General features: G+C 57.0%; 12 protein-coding genes. 6 read left to right on the plus strand and 6 right to left on the minus strand.

The window, feature by feature from the left end:
• Positions 1-6: 6 nt before the first annotated feature.
• Both queF and ilvA read right to left on the minus strand, forming a co-directional pair.
• Complete coding sequence (gene queF, locus BM205_RS09570; RefSeq protein ID WP_092414265.1) at positions 7-846, minus strand: NADPH-dependent 7-cyano-7-deazaguanine reductase QueF; 840 nt, start codon at positions 844-846, stop codon at positions 7-9.
• 317 nt (positions 847-1,163) lie between these two features.
• Positions 1,164-2,747, minus strand: coding sequence for a threonine ammonia-lyase, biosynthetic (gene ilvA / locus BM205_RS09575; protein WP_256381759.1), 1,584 nt, complete (start codon positions 2,745-2,747; stop codon positions 1,164-1,166).
• 161 nt (positions 2,748-2,908) lie between these two features.
• Here ilvA and BM205_RS09580 point away from each other — a divergent pair, with 161 nt between their 5' ends.
• The 4 genes from BM205_RS09580 to BM205_RS09595 all read left to right on the plus strand — a co-directional run bounded on the left by BM205_RS09580 (position 2,909) and on the right by BM205_RS09595 (position 8,819).
• The gene (locus tag BM205_RS09580) at positions 2,909-3,400 is read left to right on the plus strand and encodes a YqaA family protein (RefSeq protein ID WP_092414267.1); all 492 of its coding nucleotides are present in this window, start codon (positions 2,909-2,911) and stop codon (positions 3,398-3,400) included.
• A gap of 498 nt (positions 3,401-3,898) precedes the next feature.
• Positions 3,899-7,927 (plus strand): DUF3683 domain-containing protein, encoded by a 4,029-nt coding sequence (locus tag BM205_RS09585; protein ID WP_092414268.1) that lies wholly within the window; start codon positions 3,899-3,901, stop codon positions 7,925-7,927.
• Between the two features lie 2 nt (positions 7,928-7,929).
• Positions 7,930-8,358: an HIT family protein gene (locus BM205_RS09590; RefSeq protein WP_092414269.1), complete on the plus strand. Its 429-nt coding sequence runs from the start codon at positions 7,930-7,932 to the stop codon at positions 8,356-8,358.
• Between the two features lie 29 nt (positions 8,359-8,387).
• A complete protein-coding gene (locus BM205_RS09595) occupies positions 8,388-8,819 on the plus strand; it encodes a gamma-butyrobetaine hydroxylase family protein (RefSeq protein WP_092414270.1) in 432 nt (143 codons plus the stop codon).
• Positions 8,820-8,919: 100 nt separating this feature from the next.
• On the opposite strand, the gene BM205_RS09600 is transcribed toward BM205_RS09595, so the two are convergent.
• The 4 genes from BM205_RS09600 to BM205_RS09615 form a co-directional block, all read right to left on the minus strand.
• Positions 8,920-10,050 (minus strand): 2-aminoethylphosphonate--pyruvate transaminase, encoded by a 1,131-nt coding sequence (locus tag BM205_RS09600; RefSeq protein WP_092414271.1) that lies wholly within the window; start codon positions 10,048-10,050, stop codon positions 8,920-8,922.
• A gap of 57 nt (positions 10,051-10,107) precedes the next feature.
• A complete protein-coding gene (locus BM205_RS09605) occupies positions 10,108-11,841 on the minus strand; it encodes a putative 2-aminoethylphosphonate ABC transporter permease subunit (protein ID WP_175511219.1) in 1,734 nt (577 codons plus the stop codon).
• On the minus strand, positions 11,838-12,977 hold the full coding sequence (locus tag BM205_RS09610; RefSeq protein ID WP_092414272.1) for a putative 2-aminoethylphosphonate ABC transporter ATP-binding protein: 1,140 nt from the start codon (positions 12,975-12,977) through the stop codon (positions 11,838-11,840). The genes BM205_RS09605 and BM205_RS09610 overlap by 4 nt, the downstream gene beginning before the upstream one ends.
• 136 nt (positions 12,978-13,113) lie before the next feature.
• A complete protein-coding gene (locus tag BM205_RS09615) occupies positions 13,114-14,178 on the minus strand; it encodes a putative 2-aminoethylphosphonate ABC transporter substrate-binding protein (RefSeq protein WP_092414273.1) in 1,065 nt (354 codons plus the stop codon).
• Positions 14,179-14,366: 188 nt separating this feature from the next.
• On the opposite strand from BM205_RS09615, the gene BM205_RS09620 reads away from it, so the two are divergent.
• Together BM205_RS09620 and BM205_RS09625 are read left to right on the plus strand one after the other, a co-directional pair.
• Positions 14,367-15,086, plus strand: coding sequence for a phosphonate utilization associated transcriptional regulator (locus BM205_RS09620; RefSeq protein WP_092414274.1), 720 nt, complete (start codon positions 14,367-14,369; stop codon positions 15,084-15,086).
• A gap of 37 nt (positions 15,087-15,123) precedes the next feature.
• Positions 15,124-15,513: alkaline phosphatase family protein (locus BM205_RS09625; RefSeq protein ID WP_175511220.1), on the plus strand; the 390-nt coding region annotated here is incomplete at its 3' end.

Below are 15,513 nucleotides of genomic sequence, written 5' to 3' on the forward strand. Positions count from 1 at the left end.
TATTAACTATTGCCGTGCCTGGCGCCAATTCAACGGTGGCTGCGGAGTGGAGAAATTGCTGCGCCATGGATTGATATCGAGACCACCGCGCCGGGTATAGCGCGCGTATACAGACAACTTTTGTGGCGAACAGTTGCGCATCAGGTCCATAAATATCCGTTCGACGCATTGTTCATGGAATTCGTTATGGTCGCGGAAGCTGATCAGGTACTTGAGCAAGCTTTCCTGGTCGATGGCGGCGCCTACATAATGGATCTGCACGCTGCCCCAGTCAGGCTGGCCGGTAACCAGGCAATTCGATTTCAGCAAATGCGATACAAAAGTTTCTTCTATGACAACCTGGTTCGGGTCGCTTTTCAATAATGACGGGTTCGGCTGGTATTCGTTTACTTCGATATCCAGCCGGTCCAGCAGCAAGCCTTGCGGCTCTTGCAGCTTGAGTTCGGAGAAAGCATCTGCGGTGGTCAGGGTGACGTGTACCGGAGCGCCAAAACCAGCCGAAAGGTCGGTGCGCAATAGCTGCAACAATGCATCGGTGTCAGCCAGCCTGGTCTGGTTGAAGGAATTCAGGTACAGCTTGAACGATTTCGATTCGACGATGTTAGGTGAATCCGCCGGCACCGTGAAAGTGGCGATGGCGACCTGCGGCTTGCCGCGCAAATTGAGCCAGGATACCTCGTAGGCATTCCAGATATCGACGCCGAAAAACGGCAGCGTGCCGCTAATGCCGATTTCTTCGCGCTTGCCCAGGCGGGCAATCGGAAATAGCAGTGATGGCTGGTATTGCGTCTGGTAGGCGGCGGGTTTGCCTAACGGCGAAGCGTCAGGCGTATTCGGTATGCTCATGGCGTTTGCTTATGCTTGATAAAGCAGTATTTTGCCAGAAGAGGCCATAAAGGGTATGAGTTGGATATTTGGGCGGTCGTAGCTGGATGCGAAGCAAGGCGTCCGGCGCGCCGCAGTGCGAGCACTGCAAGCGACGGGCAACGCAGCAGCGCGCCAGCTACGGCCAGCACAAATGTTCAACTCATACCCTTTATGGCCTCTTGGCATGCCGGGCCTGATGTCACACCTTAAATGCCATGTATCAGTATGTGTTTCGAGGCCGGTTTTAGTGTAGGACCTGCTTGCGGTGGCAGCCACCGCAAGCGAAGTTGATAGCTTTAGCCAAGAAACAATTTATAGACCGGATTATTGCTTTCATCCCAATAGCGATAGCCCAGGCCCGCCAGGAATGCGCGGAATGCTTTCATTTCCTTTTTCGGCACTTGCAGTCCGACCAGGATACGGCCGACGTCGCCGCCCTGGCTACGGTAGTGGAACAGACTGATATTCCAGTCCGGCGCCATCGAATTCAAAAAGCGCATCAGCGCGCCCGGGCGCTCCGGGAATTCAAAGCGGTACAGTAATTCGTCTTTCGCCAACGGGCTCTTGCCGCCCACCAGATGCCGCACATGGACCTTGGCCAGCTCGTCATGGGTCAGGTCGAGCGTGCTGAAACCGTGCTTCTCGAAATTCTTGGCGATCAGGCTAGCTTCTTCACCGCTCGAAGTTTGTACGCCGACAAACACATGGGCGATTTTCTCGTCGCTGATGCGATAGTTGAACTCGGTGACGTTGCGCGGCCCGACCAGCTCACAGAAACGGCGGAAGCTGCCGTGCTCTTCCGGGATGGTGACGGCATACACGGCTTCGCGCAATTGGCCGATATCGGCCATTTCTGCGACGAAGCGCAAGCGGTCGAAATTCATGTTGGCGCCGGATGCAATCGTGATCAGGGTTTGGTCCTTGATCGGCTTGCGGGTGGTTTTGGCGCGTTCGACATAGGCTTTGGCGCCTGCGACCGCCAGTGCTCCGGACGGTTCCAGAATGCTGCGGGTATCCTGGAAAACGTCTTTGATCGCGGTGCAGACCGCATCGGTATCGACCAGGATCACTTCATCCACATACATGCGCGCCAGACGGAAGGTTTCTTCGCCCACCAGCTTGACCGCGGTACCGTCGGCGAACAGGCCGACATCCGGTAGCGTAACGCGGCGGCCGGCCTTCAGGCTGCGCGCCATGGCGTCGGAATCGGTAGTTTGCACGCCGATGATCTTGATCTCGGGCCGTACCGCTTTGACATAGGCCGCGATACCGGCAATCAAGCCGCCGCCGCCGATCGGCACGAAGATCGCGTGGATCGGTCCTGCGTGCTGGCGCAGGATTTCCATGCCGATGGTGCCCTGGCCGGCAATCACATGCGGATCGTCGAACGGGTGCACGAAAGTCAGCTTGAGTTTCTTTTCCAGTGTCAGCGCATGGTTGTAGGCATCGGTATAGGAGTCGCCGACCAGTACCACTTCGCCGCCTCGGGCTCGAACCGCGTCAACCTTGACTTGCGGCGTGGTGGTCGGCATCACGATCACCGCGCGACAGCCGAGCTTGGCCGCCGACAGCGCCAGCCCTTGCGCATGGTTGCCTGCGGAAGCGCAAATCACGCCGCGCTTGAGCTGTGCCGGGGTCAGGCTGGCCATCTTGTTGTAGGCGCCGCGCAATTTGAAGCTGAACACGCTTTGCACATCTTCACGCTTGAAATAAATCGGGTTGCCAATGCGTTGCGACAGGGTCGGCGCAAATTCAAGCGGGGATTCGACCGCGACGTCGTAGACGCGGGCGGTGAGGATTTTCTGCAAATAGTCTGTGGTCATGTTGTTGTCAAATTGTGGCTGTCGAGCGCGCTGCCGGCATGGCCGGAAACCAGGCAAAAGCGCGATCGGCAACAGGATCAGGCCGAAAGGAACAGCGGATCATTATAATGGACGGCTTTTAATCGTCACCAGGTTTTGTCGGCTGCAGCGTAATAATCATTATCAACAACATCTCATGTTGCTGCGCGCACCGCATCTGCCGTCTCTGAATTGTCCCTATGATCGAATCCGCCGTTTTATGGTTGCTCAAGACACTTGCCGTGCCAACGGTCGGACTGACTTCCGTCTTTATCATCAGTTTTGTCGCCGCAACCTTGCTGCCGCTGGGCTCTGAGCCGGCCGTGTTTGCTGTGATCAAATCCAATGGCGCGCTGTTCTGGCCGGTGATTTTAGTAGCAACGCTGGGTAATACGCTGGGCGGTGTGGTTGATTACTGGATGGGCTACGGCGCCAAGCAAGCCTTCGCCCGTGAGCGCGACAGCAAATGGTTCATCTGGCTACAGCGCTATGGCGCAAAAACCATGCTGCTGGCCTGGATGCCTGGCATCGGCGACCCCATCTGTACTTTGGGTGGCTGGCTCAAATTGCCTTTCTGGCCTTCCGTCATGTATATGGCGATCGGCAAATTCGTCCGCTATATTTTGGTGGTCTGGCTGCTGATGCATGTGCCAGACGGTTTCTGGCGGGAAGTCGCGAGCTGGCTCGCGTGAGCCATGCGCCGTGAGTTGCTAGGCGGCATTAAATCGCAGACAGGCCCGCCCCAAACATCGCCGGTGTAATAAGCAGTAGTATGAGATATGGCAGCACGCGCAATGGCCATGCGCGTTTACGAAGCAGGTAAGAAATGCCGAAGTAGGGGTTTCTTTTTGATAGCGAGACGGGTGTCATGACATTGCTCCTGGATTCTGGGGAATCAGCCTTTGCACTGGCCATAGTCGGCCAATGCGAGGGAAATGCTTTCGAAGATTTCGCTGATGATCTGGCTAAACATGAGAGCTCCTGAAAGAAGTGGGGGAATGAACTCATTATAGGTAAAAACTATTAATAATTAAAAATTGATTGTTTTTATTGATTTAATTGGATTTGCCTATCCGGGCATGATCAGTCTCTTGCACTGCACAAATTGGCATGTTGCGTCGCGAAGGTGCGCGATAAGCTAAAATACCGGTCCAGCAGCAGTAGTCTAAGTAGCCAACTCTCCCAGACCAATGAACGCCCCAGTAAAAATCCAGGCATTATTGTCAGACGCGCCACACGGCGCCACTCCTGCGCGTTTGCGCGAAATTCCCTACAACTACACCTCGTTTTCAGATCGCGAAATTGTGATCCGGCTACTTGGCGAAGCGTCCTGGCGTCTGCTCGACGAACTGCGCAGCAAGCGTCAGACCGGTCGTTCCGCAAGGATGCTGTATGAAGTCCTGGGCGACATCTGGGTGGTGCGGCGCAATCCGTATCTGCAAGATGACATGCTGGACAATCCGAAGCGCCGCCAGGCCTTGATTGACGCATTGCATCATCGTCTCAGCGAAGTCGACAAGCGCCGCATCGTCACCGATCAGGAAAGCGAAGGTGGTGCAGCGCGCGATACCGTCGGCGATGAAGAAGCGAAACGGCGTAGTGAGAATGTCGAAGCGTTGCTGGCAGCCGCGCGCAAGGCGATTGCCGCTTTCGCCGACGAATTCCGCCAGACCTACGATTTGCGCAAGCGCACCAATAAAATCCTGGGCCGCTACACCGCCAAGGACAACATCAAGTTCGACGGCCTGTCACGCGTATCGCATGTGACTGACGCCACCGACTGGCGCGTCGAATATCCGTTCGTGGTGCTGACGCCTGATAGCGAAGATGAAATGGCCGGCCTGGTCAAGGGCTGTATCGAACTAGGCCTGACCATCATCCCGCGCGGCGGCGGCACCGGCTACACCGGCGGCGCGATTCCGCTGACGCCTTTGTCGGCTGTCATCAACACTGAAAAGCTGGAGCAGTTGGGCGCGGTCGAAATGGCCGTGCTACCGGGCTTGGATAAAGAATACGCGACGATTTATTCTGGTGCCGGCGTGGTGACCAAGCGGGTTTCCGACGCCGCTGAAAAAGCCGGCTTCGTTTTTGCGGTCGATCCGACCTCGGCTGAAGCGTCCTGTGTTGGCGGTAATATCGCGATGAATGCCGGCGGCAAGAAAGCCGTGTTGTGGGGCACTGCGCTCGACAACCTGGCCAGCTGGCGCATGGTCGATCCGAACGGCGACTGGCTGGACGTAACCCGTCTCGACCACAACCTGGGCAAGATCCACGACACGCCGTTAGCGCGCTTCCAGCTGGAATGGCGTCACCCGGCGGAAAAAGGCCACCCGAGCGAAAAGCCGTTCAAGACGGAAATCCTGGAAATCGCCGGCCGCGTATTCCGCAAGGAAGGCCTGGGCAAAGACGTGACCGATAAATTCCTGGCGGGATTGCCAGGGATTCAGAAAGAAGGTTGCGACGGTTTGATTACATCCGGCCGCTGGATTCTGCACAAGATGCCGAAGCACACGCGCACCGTCTGCCTGGAATTTTTCGGCCAGGCGCGCGATGCGATTCCATCGATTGTCGAGATCAAGGATTTCCTCGATGCTGAAACCAAAAAGGGCGGGGCGATCCTGGCCGGCCTGGAGCATCTGGATGAGCGTTACCTGCGCGCGGTCGGCTACACCACCAAGTCGAAACGCGGCGTGCTGCCGAAAATGGCCTTGTTCGGCGATATCGTCGGCGACGATGAAAACGCCGTAGCGCATGCCGCATCGGAAGTGGTGCGCATGGCGAACAACCGGGTCGGTGAAGGTTTCGTCGCGGTCAGCCCGGAAGCACGCAAGAAATTCTGGCTGGACCGTGCCCGTACGGCTGCCATCGCCAAACATACCAACGCCTTCAAGATCAATGAAGACGTGGTGATTCCGCTCAATCGCATGGGTGAGTACACCGACGGTATCGAACGCATCAACATTGAATTGTCGGGCAAGAACAAGCTGCAATTGCTGGGCGAATTGCGCGATTTCCTGCTCAAGGGGAATCTGCCTTTAGGCAAGGGCGACGATGCCGACGGCGACGACATTCCTGCCGCGGAAATCCTGGAAGACCGCGTGCATCAGGCTGAGCAATTGCTGGCCGACGTGCAGGCGCGCTGGACGTATCTGATGGCGCATCTGGATACGCCGCTCAAGGACGCAAAGGAACAGCTGGCCGCACTGGGACTGGAAAAGCTCAGCGCAACATTTGACGAACGCCTGTTGCAGCAGCCTGCCGCCACCGTGTTCGACGTGGTGCAGGACCGCACTGTGCGCGTATCCTGGAAACAGGAAGTGCGCGCCTTGCTGCGGCAAATTTTCAACGGCGCTTCGTTCAAACTGATTCTCGACGAGTTCAACGCAATTCACAAGCAGGTCTTGCGCGGCCGCGTATTCGTCGCTTTGCACATGCACGCCGGCGACGGCAACGTGCACACCAACTTGCCGGTCAACTCCGATCACTACGAAATGCTGCAGGATGCCCATGCCGCGGTAGCCCGCATCATGACGCTGGCGCGTTCGCTGGACGGTGTGATTTCGGGCGAACACGGGATCGGTATCACCAAGCTGGAATTCCTGACGGAAGACGAGATCAAGGATTTCCGCAGCTACAAATTGCGGGTCGATCCGGAAGGCCGCTTCAACAAGGGCAAGCTGCTGAACCTGCCTGGTTTCGAGGCTGACCTGAGCAATGCCTATACGCCGTCGTTCGGCCTGATGGGACACGAATCGCTGATCATGCAGCAAAGCGATATCGGCGCCATCGCCAACAGCGTCAAGGATTGCCTGCGTTGCGGCAAATGCAAACCGGTGTGCGCCACCCACGTGCCGCGCGCCAACCTGCTGTATTCGCCACGCAACAAGATCCTCGCCACTTCGCTGTTGGTAGAAGCTTTCCTGTATGAAGAGCAAACGCGGCGCGGCATCTCGATCAAGCATTGGGAAGAGTTTGAAGATGTGGCCGACCATTGCACCGTCTGCCACAAATGCGTGACGCCATGCCCGGTCGATATCGATTTCGGCGACGTCTCGATGAACATGCGCAACCTGCTGCGCAAGATGAACAAGAAATCGTTCAATCCTGGCACCACGGCCGCCATGTTCTTCCTGAATGCAACCGATCCGGCCACCATCAACATGACCCGCAAAGTCATGACTGACTGGGGCTTCAAGGCACAGCGTCTCGGCAACGACATACTGAAGAAATTCGCCAAGAAGCAGACCAAGAAACCGCCGGCCACAGTCGGCAAGGCGCCGATCAAAGAACAGGTAATCCACTTCATCAACAAGAAGATGCCGGGCAACCTGCCGAAGAAGACGGCGCGTGCCTTGCTGGATATCGAAGACGACAAGATCGTGCCGATCATCCGCGATCCGAAGAGCACCACGGCGGATACCGAAGCGGTGTTTTACTTCCCCGGCTGCGGTTCCGAGCGTCTATTCTCGCAAGTGGGATTGGCGACCCAGGCCATGTTGTGGGAGGTCGGCGTGCAAACCGTGCTGCCACCGGGCTATCTGTGCTGCGGTTACCCGCAACGCGGCTCGGGCGATTTCGACAAGGCGGAAAAGATCATCACAGATAATCGCGTGCTGTTCCATCGCATGGCGAATACGCTGAACTATCTCGATATCAAGACCGTCATCGTATCTTGCGGCACTTGCTACGATCAGTTGCAGGGCTATCAGTTCGACAAGATCTTCCCTGGCTGCCGGATTATCGATATCCACGAATACCTGCTGGAGAAAAATCTCAAGCTGGAAGGCGTCAGCGGTACGCGCTACATGTACCACGATCCTTGCCACAGTCCGATGAAATTGCAGGATCCGATGAAGACGGTGAATGCCTTGATCACCACCGACAACGGCGCCAAGATCGAGAAGAACGAGCGTTGCTGCGGCGAGTCCGGTACTTTCGGCGTGAGCCGTCCGGATGTCTCGACCCAGGTCCGTTTCCGCAAGGAAGAAGAGATGAACAAGGGCGCGGATAAACTGCGCGCCGATGGTTTTGGCGGCGACGTCAAGATTCTCACTTCCTGCCCGTCCTGCTTGCAGGGTTTGTCGCGGTACAACGATGATTCGGGTACCACCGCCGATTACATCGTGGTTGAAATGGCGCGGCATATCCTGGGCGAAAACTGGTTGCCGGATTATGTGGCGCGCGCCAACAACGGCGGCATCGAGCGGATCCTGGTGTAACCATGACAGCACACTCGGTTGATTGCGAACTATGCAGCGGCGACGGTGGAGAAATTCTCCACCGTGCCGAAAAATTCCGCGTGGTGCTGGTCGACGATCCCTTGTATCCGGGATTCTGCCGCGTCATCTGGAACGATCATGTGAAGGAAATGACGGATTTGCCGGTGGCCGATCGCAGCACCTTGATGGCTGCGGTATGCAAGGTAGAGTCTGTCGTGCGCGCCGTCATGCAGCCGGAAAAAATCAATCTGGCCAGCCTCGGCAACATGACGCCGCATGTGCATTGGCACGTGATTCCACGTTATCTGGACGACGCCCATTTTCCCAGCCCGGTCTGGGCGGAAGCCCAACGGCAACCGCTGCCGGCCAGTCTCGCGCAGCGACAGGCATTGCTGGGCGCATTGAGCTCGGCGATATCCGAGCAGTTTTAATCTGATTCAATCTTCCCCGGATAATCCCAATGATCGGTTCCAAACAATCAGCACCTGCGCCTATCCCGGTGTCGTTCACAGTGCACAAGCAATCGTGCACGCTGGAAGTCGCCTTCGATGACGGCGCGGTGTTTTCGCTGCCGTTTGAATTGATGCGCGTTTATTCGCCATCGGCGGAAGTAAGCGGCCACGGTCCGGGACAAGAGGTACTGCAAACCGGTAAACGCAATGTCGAAATGGCTGCGCTTGATCCGGTCGGTAACTACGCAGTCAAACCGACCTTTTCGGATGGGCATGTCAGCGGCATTTATACCTGGGCTTATTTGTATAAGCTGGGGCGAGATCAAGAAGCGATGTGGGAGGATTACCTGCAGCGGCTGGAAGCGGCGGGTCATACGCGCGAAGGCGGGCGGGATTTGCCGATGACAAGCAAGACCGCGGGCGGCCATGGTTGTGCCTGATGGCGCAAAAAAAAATGACTGTCTAGCCGGGGCCAACGACGGGGGAGTGGCAGGGTGGGCACATGTGCCCACGCGGAATTCACTCCACCTGACTGCCGCTTTAAGAGTTGCTGGCGTTCCGTGTTTTAATGCCCATCTCGCTCAGCGCATCGCCGATCGCATGCACCGCCTGCCGCATTTCATCCGCACCAATCGCACCGATGCAACCTACACGGAAAGTCTCAGCCTGGGTCAGCTTGCCCGGGTAGAGAATGAAACCTTTGTCGCGTACCCGGTTGTAAAAATTCTTGAACTCATAATTGGCGCTATTCGGCGCGTGTATGGTGACGATAATAGGCGCCTGGATTTTTGCCGGTAAAAACTGGATCAATCCCAATTCGCGCATGCCCGCCATCAAGGTGTCGTAGTTCTTGGTATAACGCGCCAACCGTGCCGGCTGGCCGCCTTCCGCAAAGAATTGATTCAATGCCTGATGGAAGGCCACCACGATATGCGTCGGCGGCGTGAAACGCCATTGCGTGGTCTTTTCCATGTAGGTCCATTGGTCGTATAAATCGAGCGACAAAGACCGTGAGTTGCCGGCGCATTTTTCCAATACGCTCTTGCGCGCAATCACAAAACCCATGCCCGGTGGCCCTTCGATACATTTGCCGCTGGCCGCGATCAGCGCATCGAAACTGATTTTCGCGGCGTCGATTTCCAGCGCGCCAAAAGAGCTCATGGCGTCGATGATCAGGCTCTTTTTGTATTGCGCCACCACCTCAGCAATTTCCTGCAACGGATTCAGGATGCCGGTACTGGTTTCGCAATGAATCACGCCGACATGTGTGATGCTGCGATCGTTGCCCAGTACGCGCTCGACGTCGGCGGCGGTGGTCGGCACGTCCTCGGCGGTTTCGAATACCGTTACCTGGCGCCCCATCATCTCGACGATTTTTGCCATGCGCTTGCCGTAGGCGCCGTTGATCAGCACCAGCATATGGCCGTTGCGCGGCAGCAGCGTGTTGATCGCCGCTTCGATCGAAAACGTGCCGCTGCCCTGCATCGGCACACACACGTGCGTTTCGTGGGCGTTGGCGATGTCCAGCAATTGCTGGCGCACCTTGCCGGTGATGGCATTGAATGAGGCATCCCATGAACCCCAGTCCTGCAGCATGGCGCTCTTGGTGGCGAGCGATGTGGTCAATGGTCCTGGGGTCAGAAGAATCGGGTCGCGGCTTTGCAGGCTCATGATATTTCCTTTGGTTCGGTGCAGGTGTTGGTCAAATATTAAAAAGATGTCTGGTGATCAGATCTGGCGCCAGCTTTGGGCTTTCTTTAGCAGCACGCGCGTGATCAATGCGTACAGCAGGCAGACGATGGCGGAAGTCAGCACGATCAGCGTCCCCATTGCCGCCGCCGGGCCGATCTTGCCCTCGGCTTCCAGATTCAGTATGGCGACTGAGGCTAGCGTGGTGTCAGGCGAATACAGAAACACGACCGCGGAAATGGTGGTCATCGCGTTGATGAACAGGTAGCGGCCGATATCCAGGATCGCCGGCAGGCAGACCGGTACCGTCACCCGCAAGAAAGTCTTATAGAAGGGCACCTTGAGCGACGCCGACACCGCCTCAAACTCGTTGTCTATCGCCTTCAAGGCAGTGACAGCTGTCAGGTAGCTGGAAGTGAAGTAGTGCACCACCGTCGACAACACCAGGATCGCCATGCTGCGATACAGGAAGTTCAAAGGATTGTCGGGATGATTGAAGAACATGATGTAGCCAAGGCCGAGCACCAGCCCTGGTACGCCCATAGGCAACATGGCCAACAGGCGGAACACCGGCCGCGCGACATCCATGCCGCGCGTCTTTTCGACCAGGTAGGCGCTGCCGAAAATCAGGACTATGCCGCTGATAACCACGTAGCCAGCCAGCCGCAAGCTATTGAAATACGATTCCAGGATGTCGTCTTGCACCAGGCCGAAATAATAGTGGTCCCACACCAGCGTCAGGTTGTAAGGCCACAGCTTGATGAACGAGGTGTACACCGCCATGCCCAATACCGACAGCAGCAGAAAGCAGACCAGGCCGCAGTAGCCAAACATCAAGGCATCGAACAGGCGGTGGCGCTTGGGTACAAACGGCACGGCGCGCGCGGATAGCTGCGATTGCAATTTGCGGCGTATGGTGAAATCGATCGCGAACGCCATCAATGCCGGCAACAGCAGCAGCAAGCTGACTACGGCGCCTTTGTTGAAATTCTGCTGGCCGATGACCAGTTGATACACATCGATGGCCAGCACATTGAAATCACCACCGATGACTTTCGGTACGCCGAAATCGTTGACGGTGAAAGTGAATACCACCAGCGTCGCACTGATCAAACCGTACTTGGCGCCCGGCAGGGTGATGGTCCGGAATTTGCGGAAGCGGCTGGTGCCGAGCGATTCGGCCACTTCGTACAAGCGGCCGTCCGCCAGCGAGAGTGCGGTAATCAGGATCATCAGGGCATGCGGAAACACGGCATAACATTCACTGATGATGATGCCGATCGGGCCGTAGATAGACGCGCCGCCCAGCAACCCCTTGAGCGCGCCCTGGGTACCGAACCATTGTACGAACGAGATGGCGGCCAGCAGCGACGGCGCCAGGATCGGGATCAGCGAGAGGGTACGGAAAAAACGTTTGAACGGCATCATGCTGCGCGTCAGCGCATAGGCGAAAGTGAAGGCCGCCGGGATCACCAGCAGCGTTACCGATACCGCGATGAATAATGTATTCAGCACCGATTGCCGCAACGCCGGCGTCGACATGTAGTCGGCGAATTGGCGCAACCCGACAAAAGCGCCGTCCTTGTCCTGCACGCTTTGAATCAGGATCATCAACACCGGCATCAGCAGGAATATCGCCAGGCCTGCGCACACCAGCAACAGCAGGCCATGCGCGATCCGTTCGTGCCAGTGGCTTTGCTGGCGGCCGCCAACGGCCTTGCCGCCGCTGGCAGTGAGCGGCGTCAGGTTGAGCGCGCTGGCCGGCCTGTTCATGCTGCCGCCGTCTGCGCTAGTGTTTGCGTCGGATCGAGATCCTGGTACACGCGAATGCGTTCCGGCAGGAGGCCATACCGCAGTTTGCTGCCGATGCGCAAATCCAGGTCCTTCAGCAGATTGAGCGACATCGAAGCTACCACCGGTTGCTGTTCCATGCCTTCCAGCACCACCGTGAGATAACTGAATGCACCCAGGAATTCGATTTTCTTCACTTCCGCCATGGCGTGATTGTGCGTGCGCAGTTCGACGCTGCGAGCGACAAAATCCTCCGGCCGCAAATATACTTTGACCGGCTGGCCCGCCGGAATGTGATCGACCCGCGATTCGCAATGGAAATCCAGCTTGCCGATGCGGAAACGACTATCGCCGAGCGAAACGCCCCGCAGGATATTCACCTTGCCGACGAAAGATGCAACGAAGGGAGAGCCCGGTTGCAGATAAATATCCTGCGGGCTACCGCATTGCTCGATGGCGCCGTGATTCATGACCACGATGCGATCGGCCATGCTCAATGCTTCTTCCTGGTCGTGGGTCACCATGATGGTGGTGACGCCCAGGCGTTGCTGCAGCTGGCGGATTTCGCTGCGCAGGCGTACCCGCTCCAGCGCGTCCAGGGCCGACAGCGGTTCATCCAGCAACAGCAGGCCAGGAGAAGTCGCCAACGCCCGCACCAGCGCAATCCGCTGTTGCTGGCCGCCGGACAATTGCCCCGGGAATTTCTTGCCGCTGGTGGGTAAGCCCGCCAGCGTCAGCAACTCCTGCACCCGTTCCGCGGTGGCGCTGCGGCTCTGGCGTCGGTTGACCAGGCCGTAAGCGACATTGTCGGCGATGGTGAGGTTGGGGAACAGCGCATAGGACTGGAACACGATGCCATAGTCGCGCTTGATAGGCGCTAGCCAGGAGATGTCTTTTCCGCCTTGGACGATGCGTCCCTGGTCTTGGCTTTCGAGGCCGGCGATGATGCGCAACAGGGTGGTCTTGCCACAACCGGACGGCCCCAGAAAGCAGACGAACTCGCCTTCTGCAACAGTCAGGTTGATGTCGCGCAGCGCATGAAAACTGCCGAACGATTTCGAGATGTTTTCAAGCGCCAGATAAGGCTTGGACGCCTGACAAGGGTTCTGCTGCGACATGATGCTGCTCTCCTGATTAATCGCGAACTGCGCACGAACTGCGCACGAACTGCGCACGAACTGCGCACGAACTGCGCACGAACTGCGCACGAACTGCGCACGAACGACGCACGAACGACGCACGCATGGCGCGGCGTTACTTCTTTTCCGCTTTGGAGTTGTAGCGTGTGCCCCATTCAGCCAGGATCCGCTCGCGGTTCTTGGCCGACCAGTTGAAGTCGTTAGGCGTGATCAGCAGTTTTTCGTAATTGTCCGGGATGCCTTCGACTTTTTTGGCGATGCCAGGATAGGCAACGATAGCCCACCAGTTGGCGCTGACCTGGTTGGCTTCCTTGCTGCTCATCCAGTCGACCAGTTTCTTCGCCGCTTCCAGGTTTTTAGTGCCCTTCATGATGCCGCTGGCTTCTACATCCCAGCCTAGGCCTTCTTTCGGAAAAATCAATTCGATAGGCGCGCCGCTGCGTTTTACCTGATGGCCGCGGAACTCAAATGAAATGCCGATAGGAAATTCGCCAGTGCCGGCCATGGTGCAGGGTTTGGAGCCGGAGTGGGTATATTGGGCGATGTTCTGATGCAGGGCGTCCATGTACTTCCAGCCGTTGGCTTCGCCAAACATTTGCAGCCAGGCAGTGACGTCCAGATATCCGGTGCCGCTGGATGCCGGATGCGGCATGACGATCTGGCCTTTGTAGATCGGCTTGGCCAAATCCTGCCAACTGGTCGGCTTGGGCAAGTTCAGCTTCTTGGCTTCGACCGTATTGAAACAAATGGTCGCGCCCCAGACGTCCATGCCGACCCAGGTTGGTGGCCGGGCACTATCGACATAGGCCGGATTAAGCTGTTTCATGCCACTTGGTTCATACGGCAGCAGCATCCCTTCCTGGCCCAGCAGCGCCAGGCTGGTGGCGGCCAGGCCGACCACTACATCGGCTTGCGGATTGTTCTTTTCGGCCAGCAATTTGGCGGTGACGACGCCGGTCGAGTCGCGCACCCAGCGGATTTCGATATTCGGGTTGGCTTTCTCGAAACCGTCCTTGTACTGCTTCATGGCGTCGGTTTCCAGCGCGGTATAAACGAGTAGCGAGGTTTTAGACTGGGCGAAGCTGCCAGCTGCCGTCAGGGCAAGGCCGGCGCCTAGCAGGACTGTTGCAACTCCGGCTGCTGCGCTTGCGCGCAGGATTCGTGCAAAATGCTGTTTCATTGCCATCTCCTCAGATGTTGAGCAATTCGTCTACCGTGATGCTGCCAATGTTGAAACCCGGTCAATCTGCTGCAGGGGACCGGTTTTAATTTCGATGCTTTTTTATTATAATTTGTCTTATGTATTTTGTTGACAATCTACACGTTGTTAAATTAAAATGCAATCACCAACTCGAAAAAAGATCCGCCATGAACGCTAACCGCACCATGAACACCATCGCCCTGGTCCAGAAAAACTCGCTGCCCTCGTTAGTGCAGAAAGAGCTGGAGCGCATGATCCTGGCCGGAGATCTGGTTGCCGGCGACAAGCTCAATGAAGTATCGCTGGCGGAAATGCTAGGGGTTTCGCGCGGTCCGGTGCGCGAGGCGTTCCGGGCGCTGGAAGAGGCGGGGCTGGTTCAGCAGGAAAAGAACTGCGGCGTCTTTGTGCGCCAGATTTCGGTTGAAGAAGCCGATGAAATCTATGAAGTGCGGGCCGCACTGGATGAGTTGATCGGCCGCAAGCTGGCAGCGACCATCAAGCCGGGCGAAGTGCAAGAATTGCGCGCGCTGCTTGATCGCATGGATGGCATGGTAGCGCTGGGCGACGTCGATGGTTACCTGAAGTTGAATCTGAGCTTCCATGACTCGCTGGTGCAGTTCACCGCCAACAAGAAGTTGTTGCATACCTATCGGCGCCTGGTCAACGAACTCAATTTGTTCCGCCGCTCGGCGCTGGCGCAAAAGGGTAGTCTGCCGACTTCAACCACCGAGCATCACAAGATCGTCGACGCCATCGCCAGCGGCGATTCGCAAGCTGCAGGCAACATCATGCGCGAGCACGCAGTCGCCGGACGTAACCGTATGCATAAGGCACAAGAGCAGGCCACGGCCGGCGGTGCTGGCAGCGTTGTTGGAGCAGCCAACTAACTGATCGTAACTCATCGAATCACAGCGAAAGTGACGCATGTCCAATACCAAGATCCTCGACGTTAACGGCCGTAGCTACCCATGGATGAAACAGCCTGTCGTCGTTGTCTGTGTCGACGGCTGTGAACAGGAATATATCAACCAGGCGATACAGGCTGGCGTCACGCCATTTCTTAAAAAAATGGTGGCGCAAGGGACCGTGCTTACCGGCGATTGCGTCGTGCCCAGCTTTACCAATCCGAATAATCTGTCGATCGTCACCGGGGCGCCGCCTTCAGTGCACGGCATCTGCGGCAATTATTTCCTGGATCGCGAAGCGAATCAGGAAGTCATGATGAATGACGCCAAGTACCTGCGCGCCGGCACCATCTTCGAGGCCTTCTCCAACGCCGGAGCCAAGGTCGCCGTGATCACCGCCAAGGATAAA

The sequence above is a fragment of the Collimonas sp. OK307 genome (assembly GCF_900113705.1).
Taxonomy (GTDB): Bacteria; Pseudomonadota; Gammaproteobacteria; order Burkholderiales; family Burkholderiaceae_D; genus Collimonas.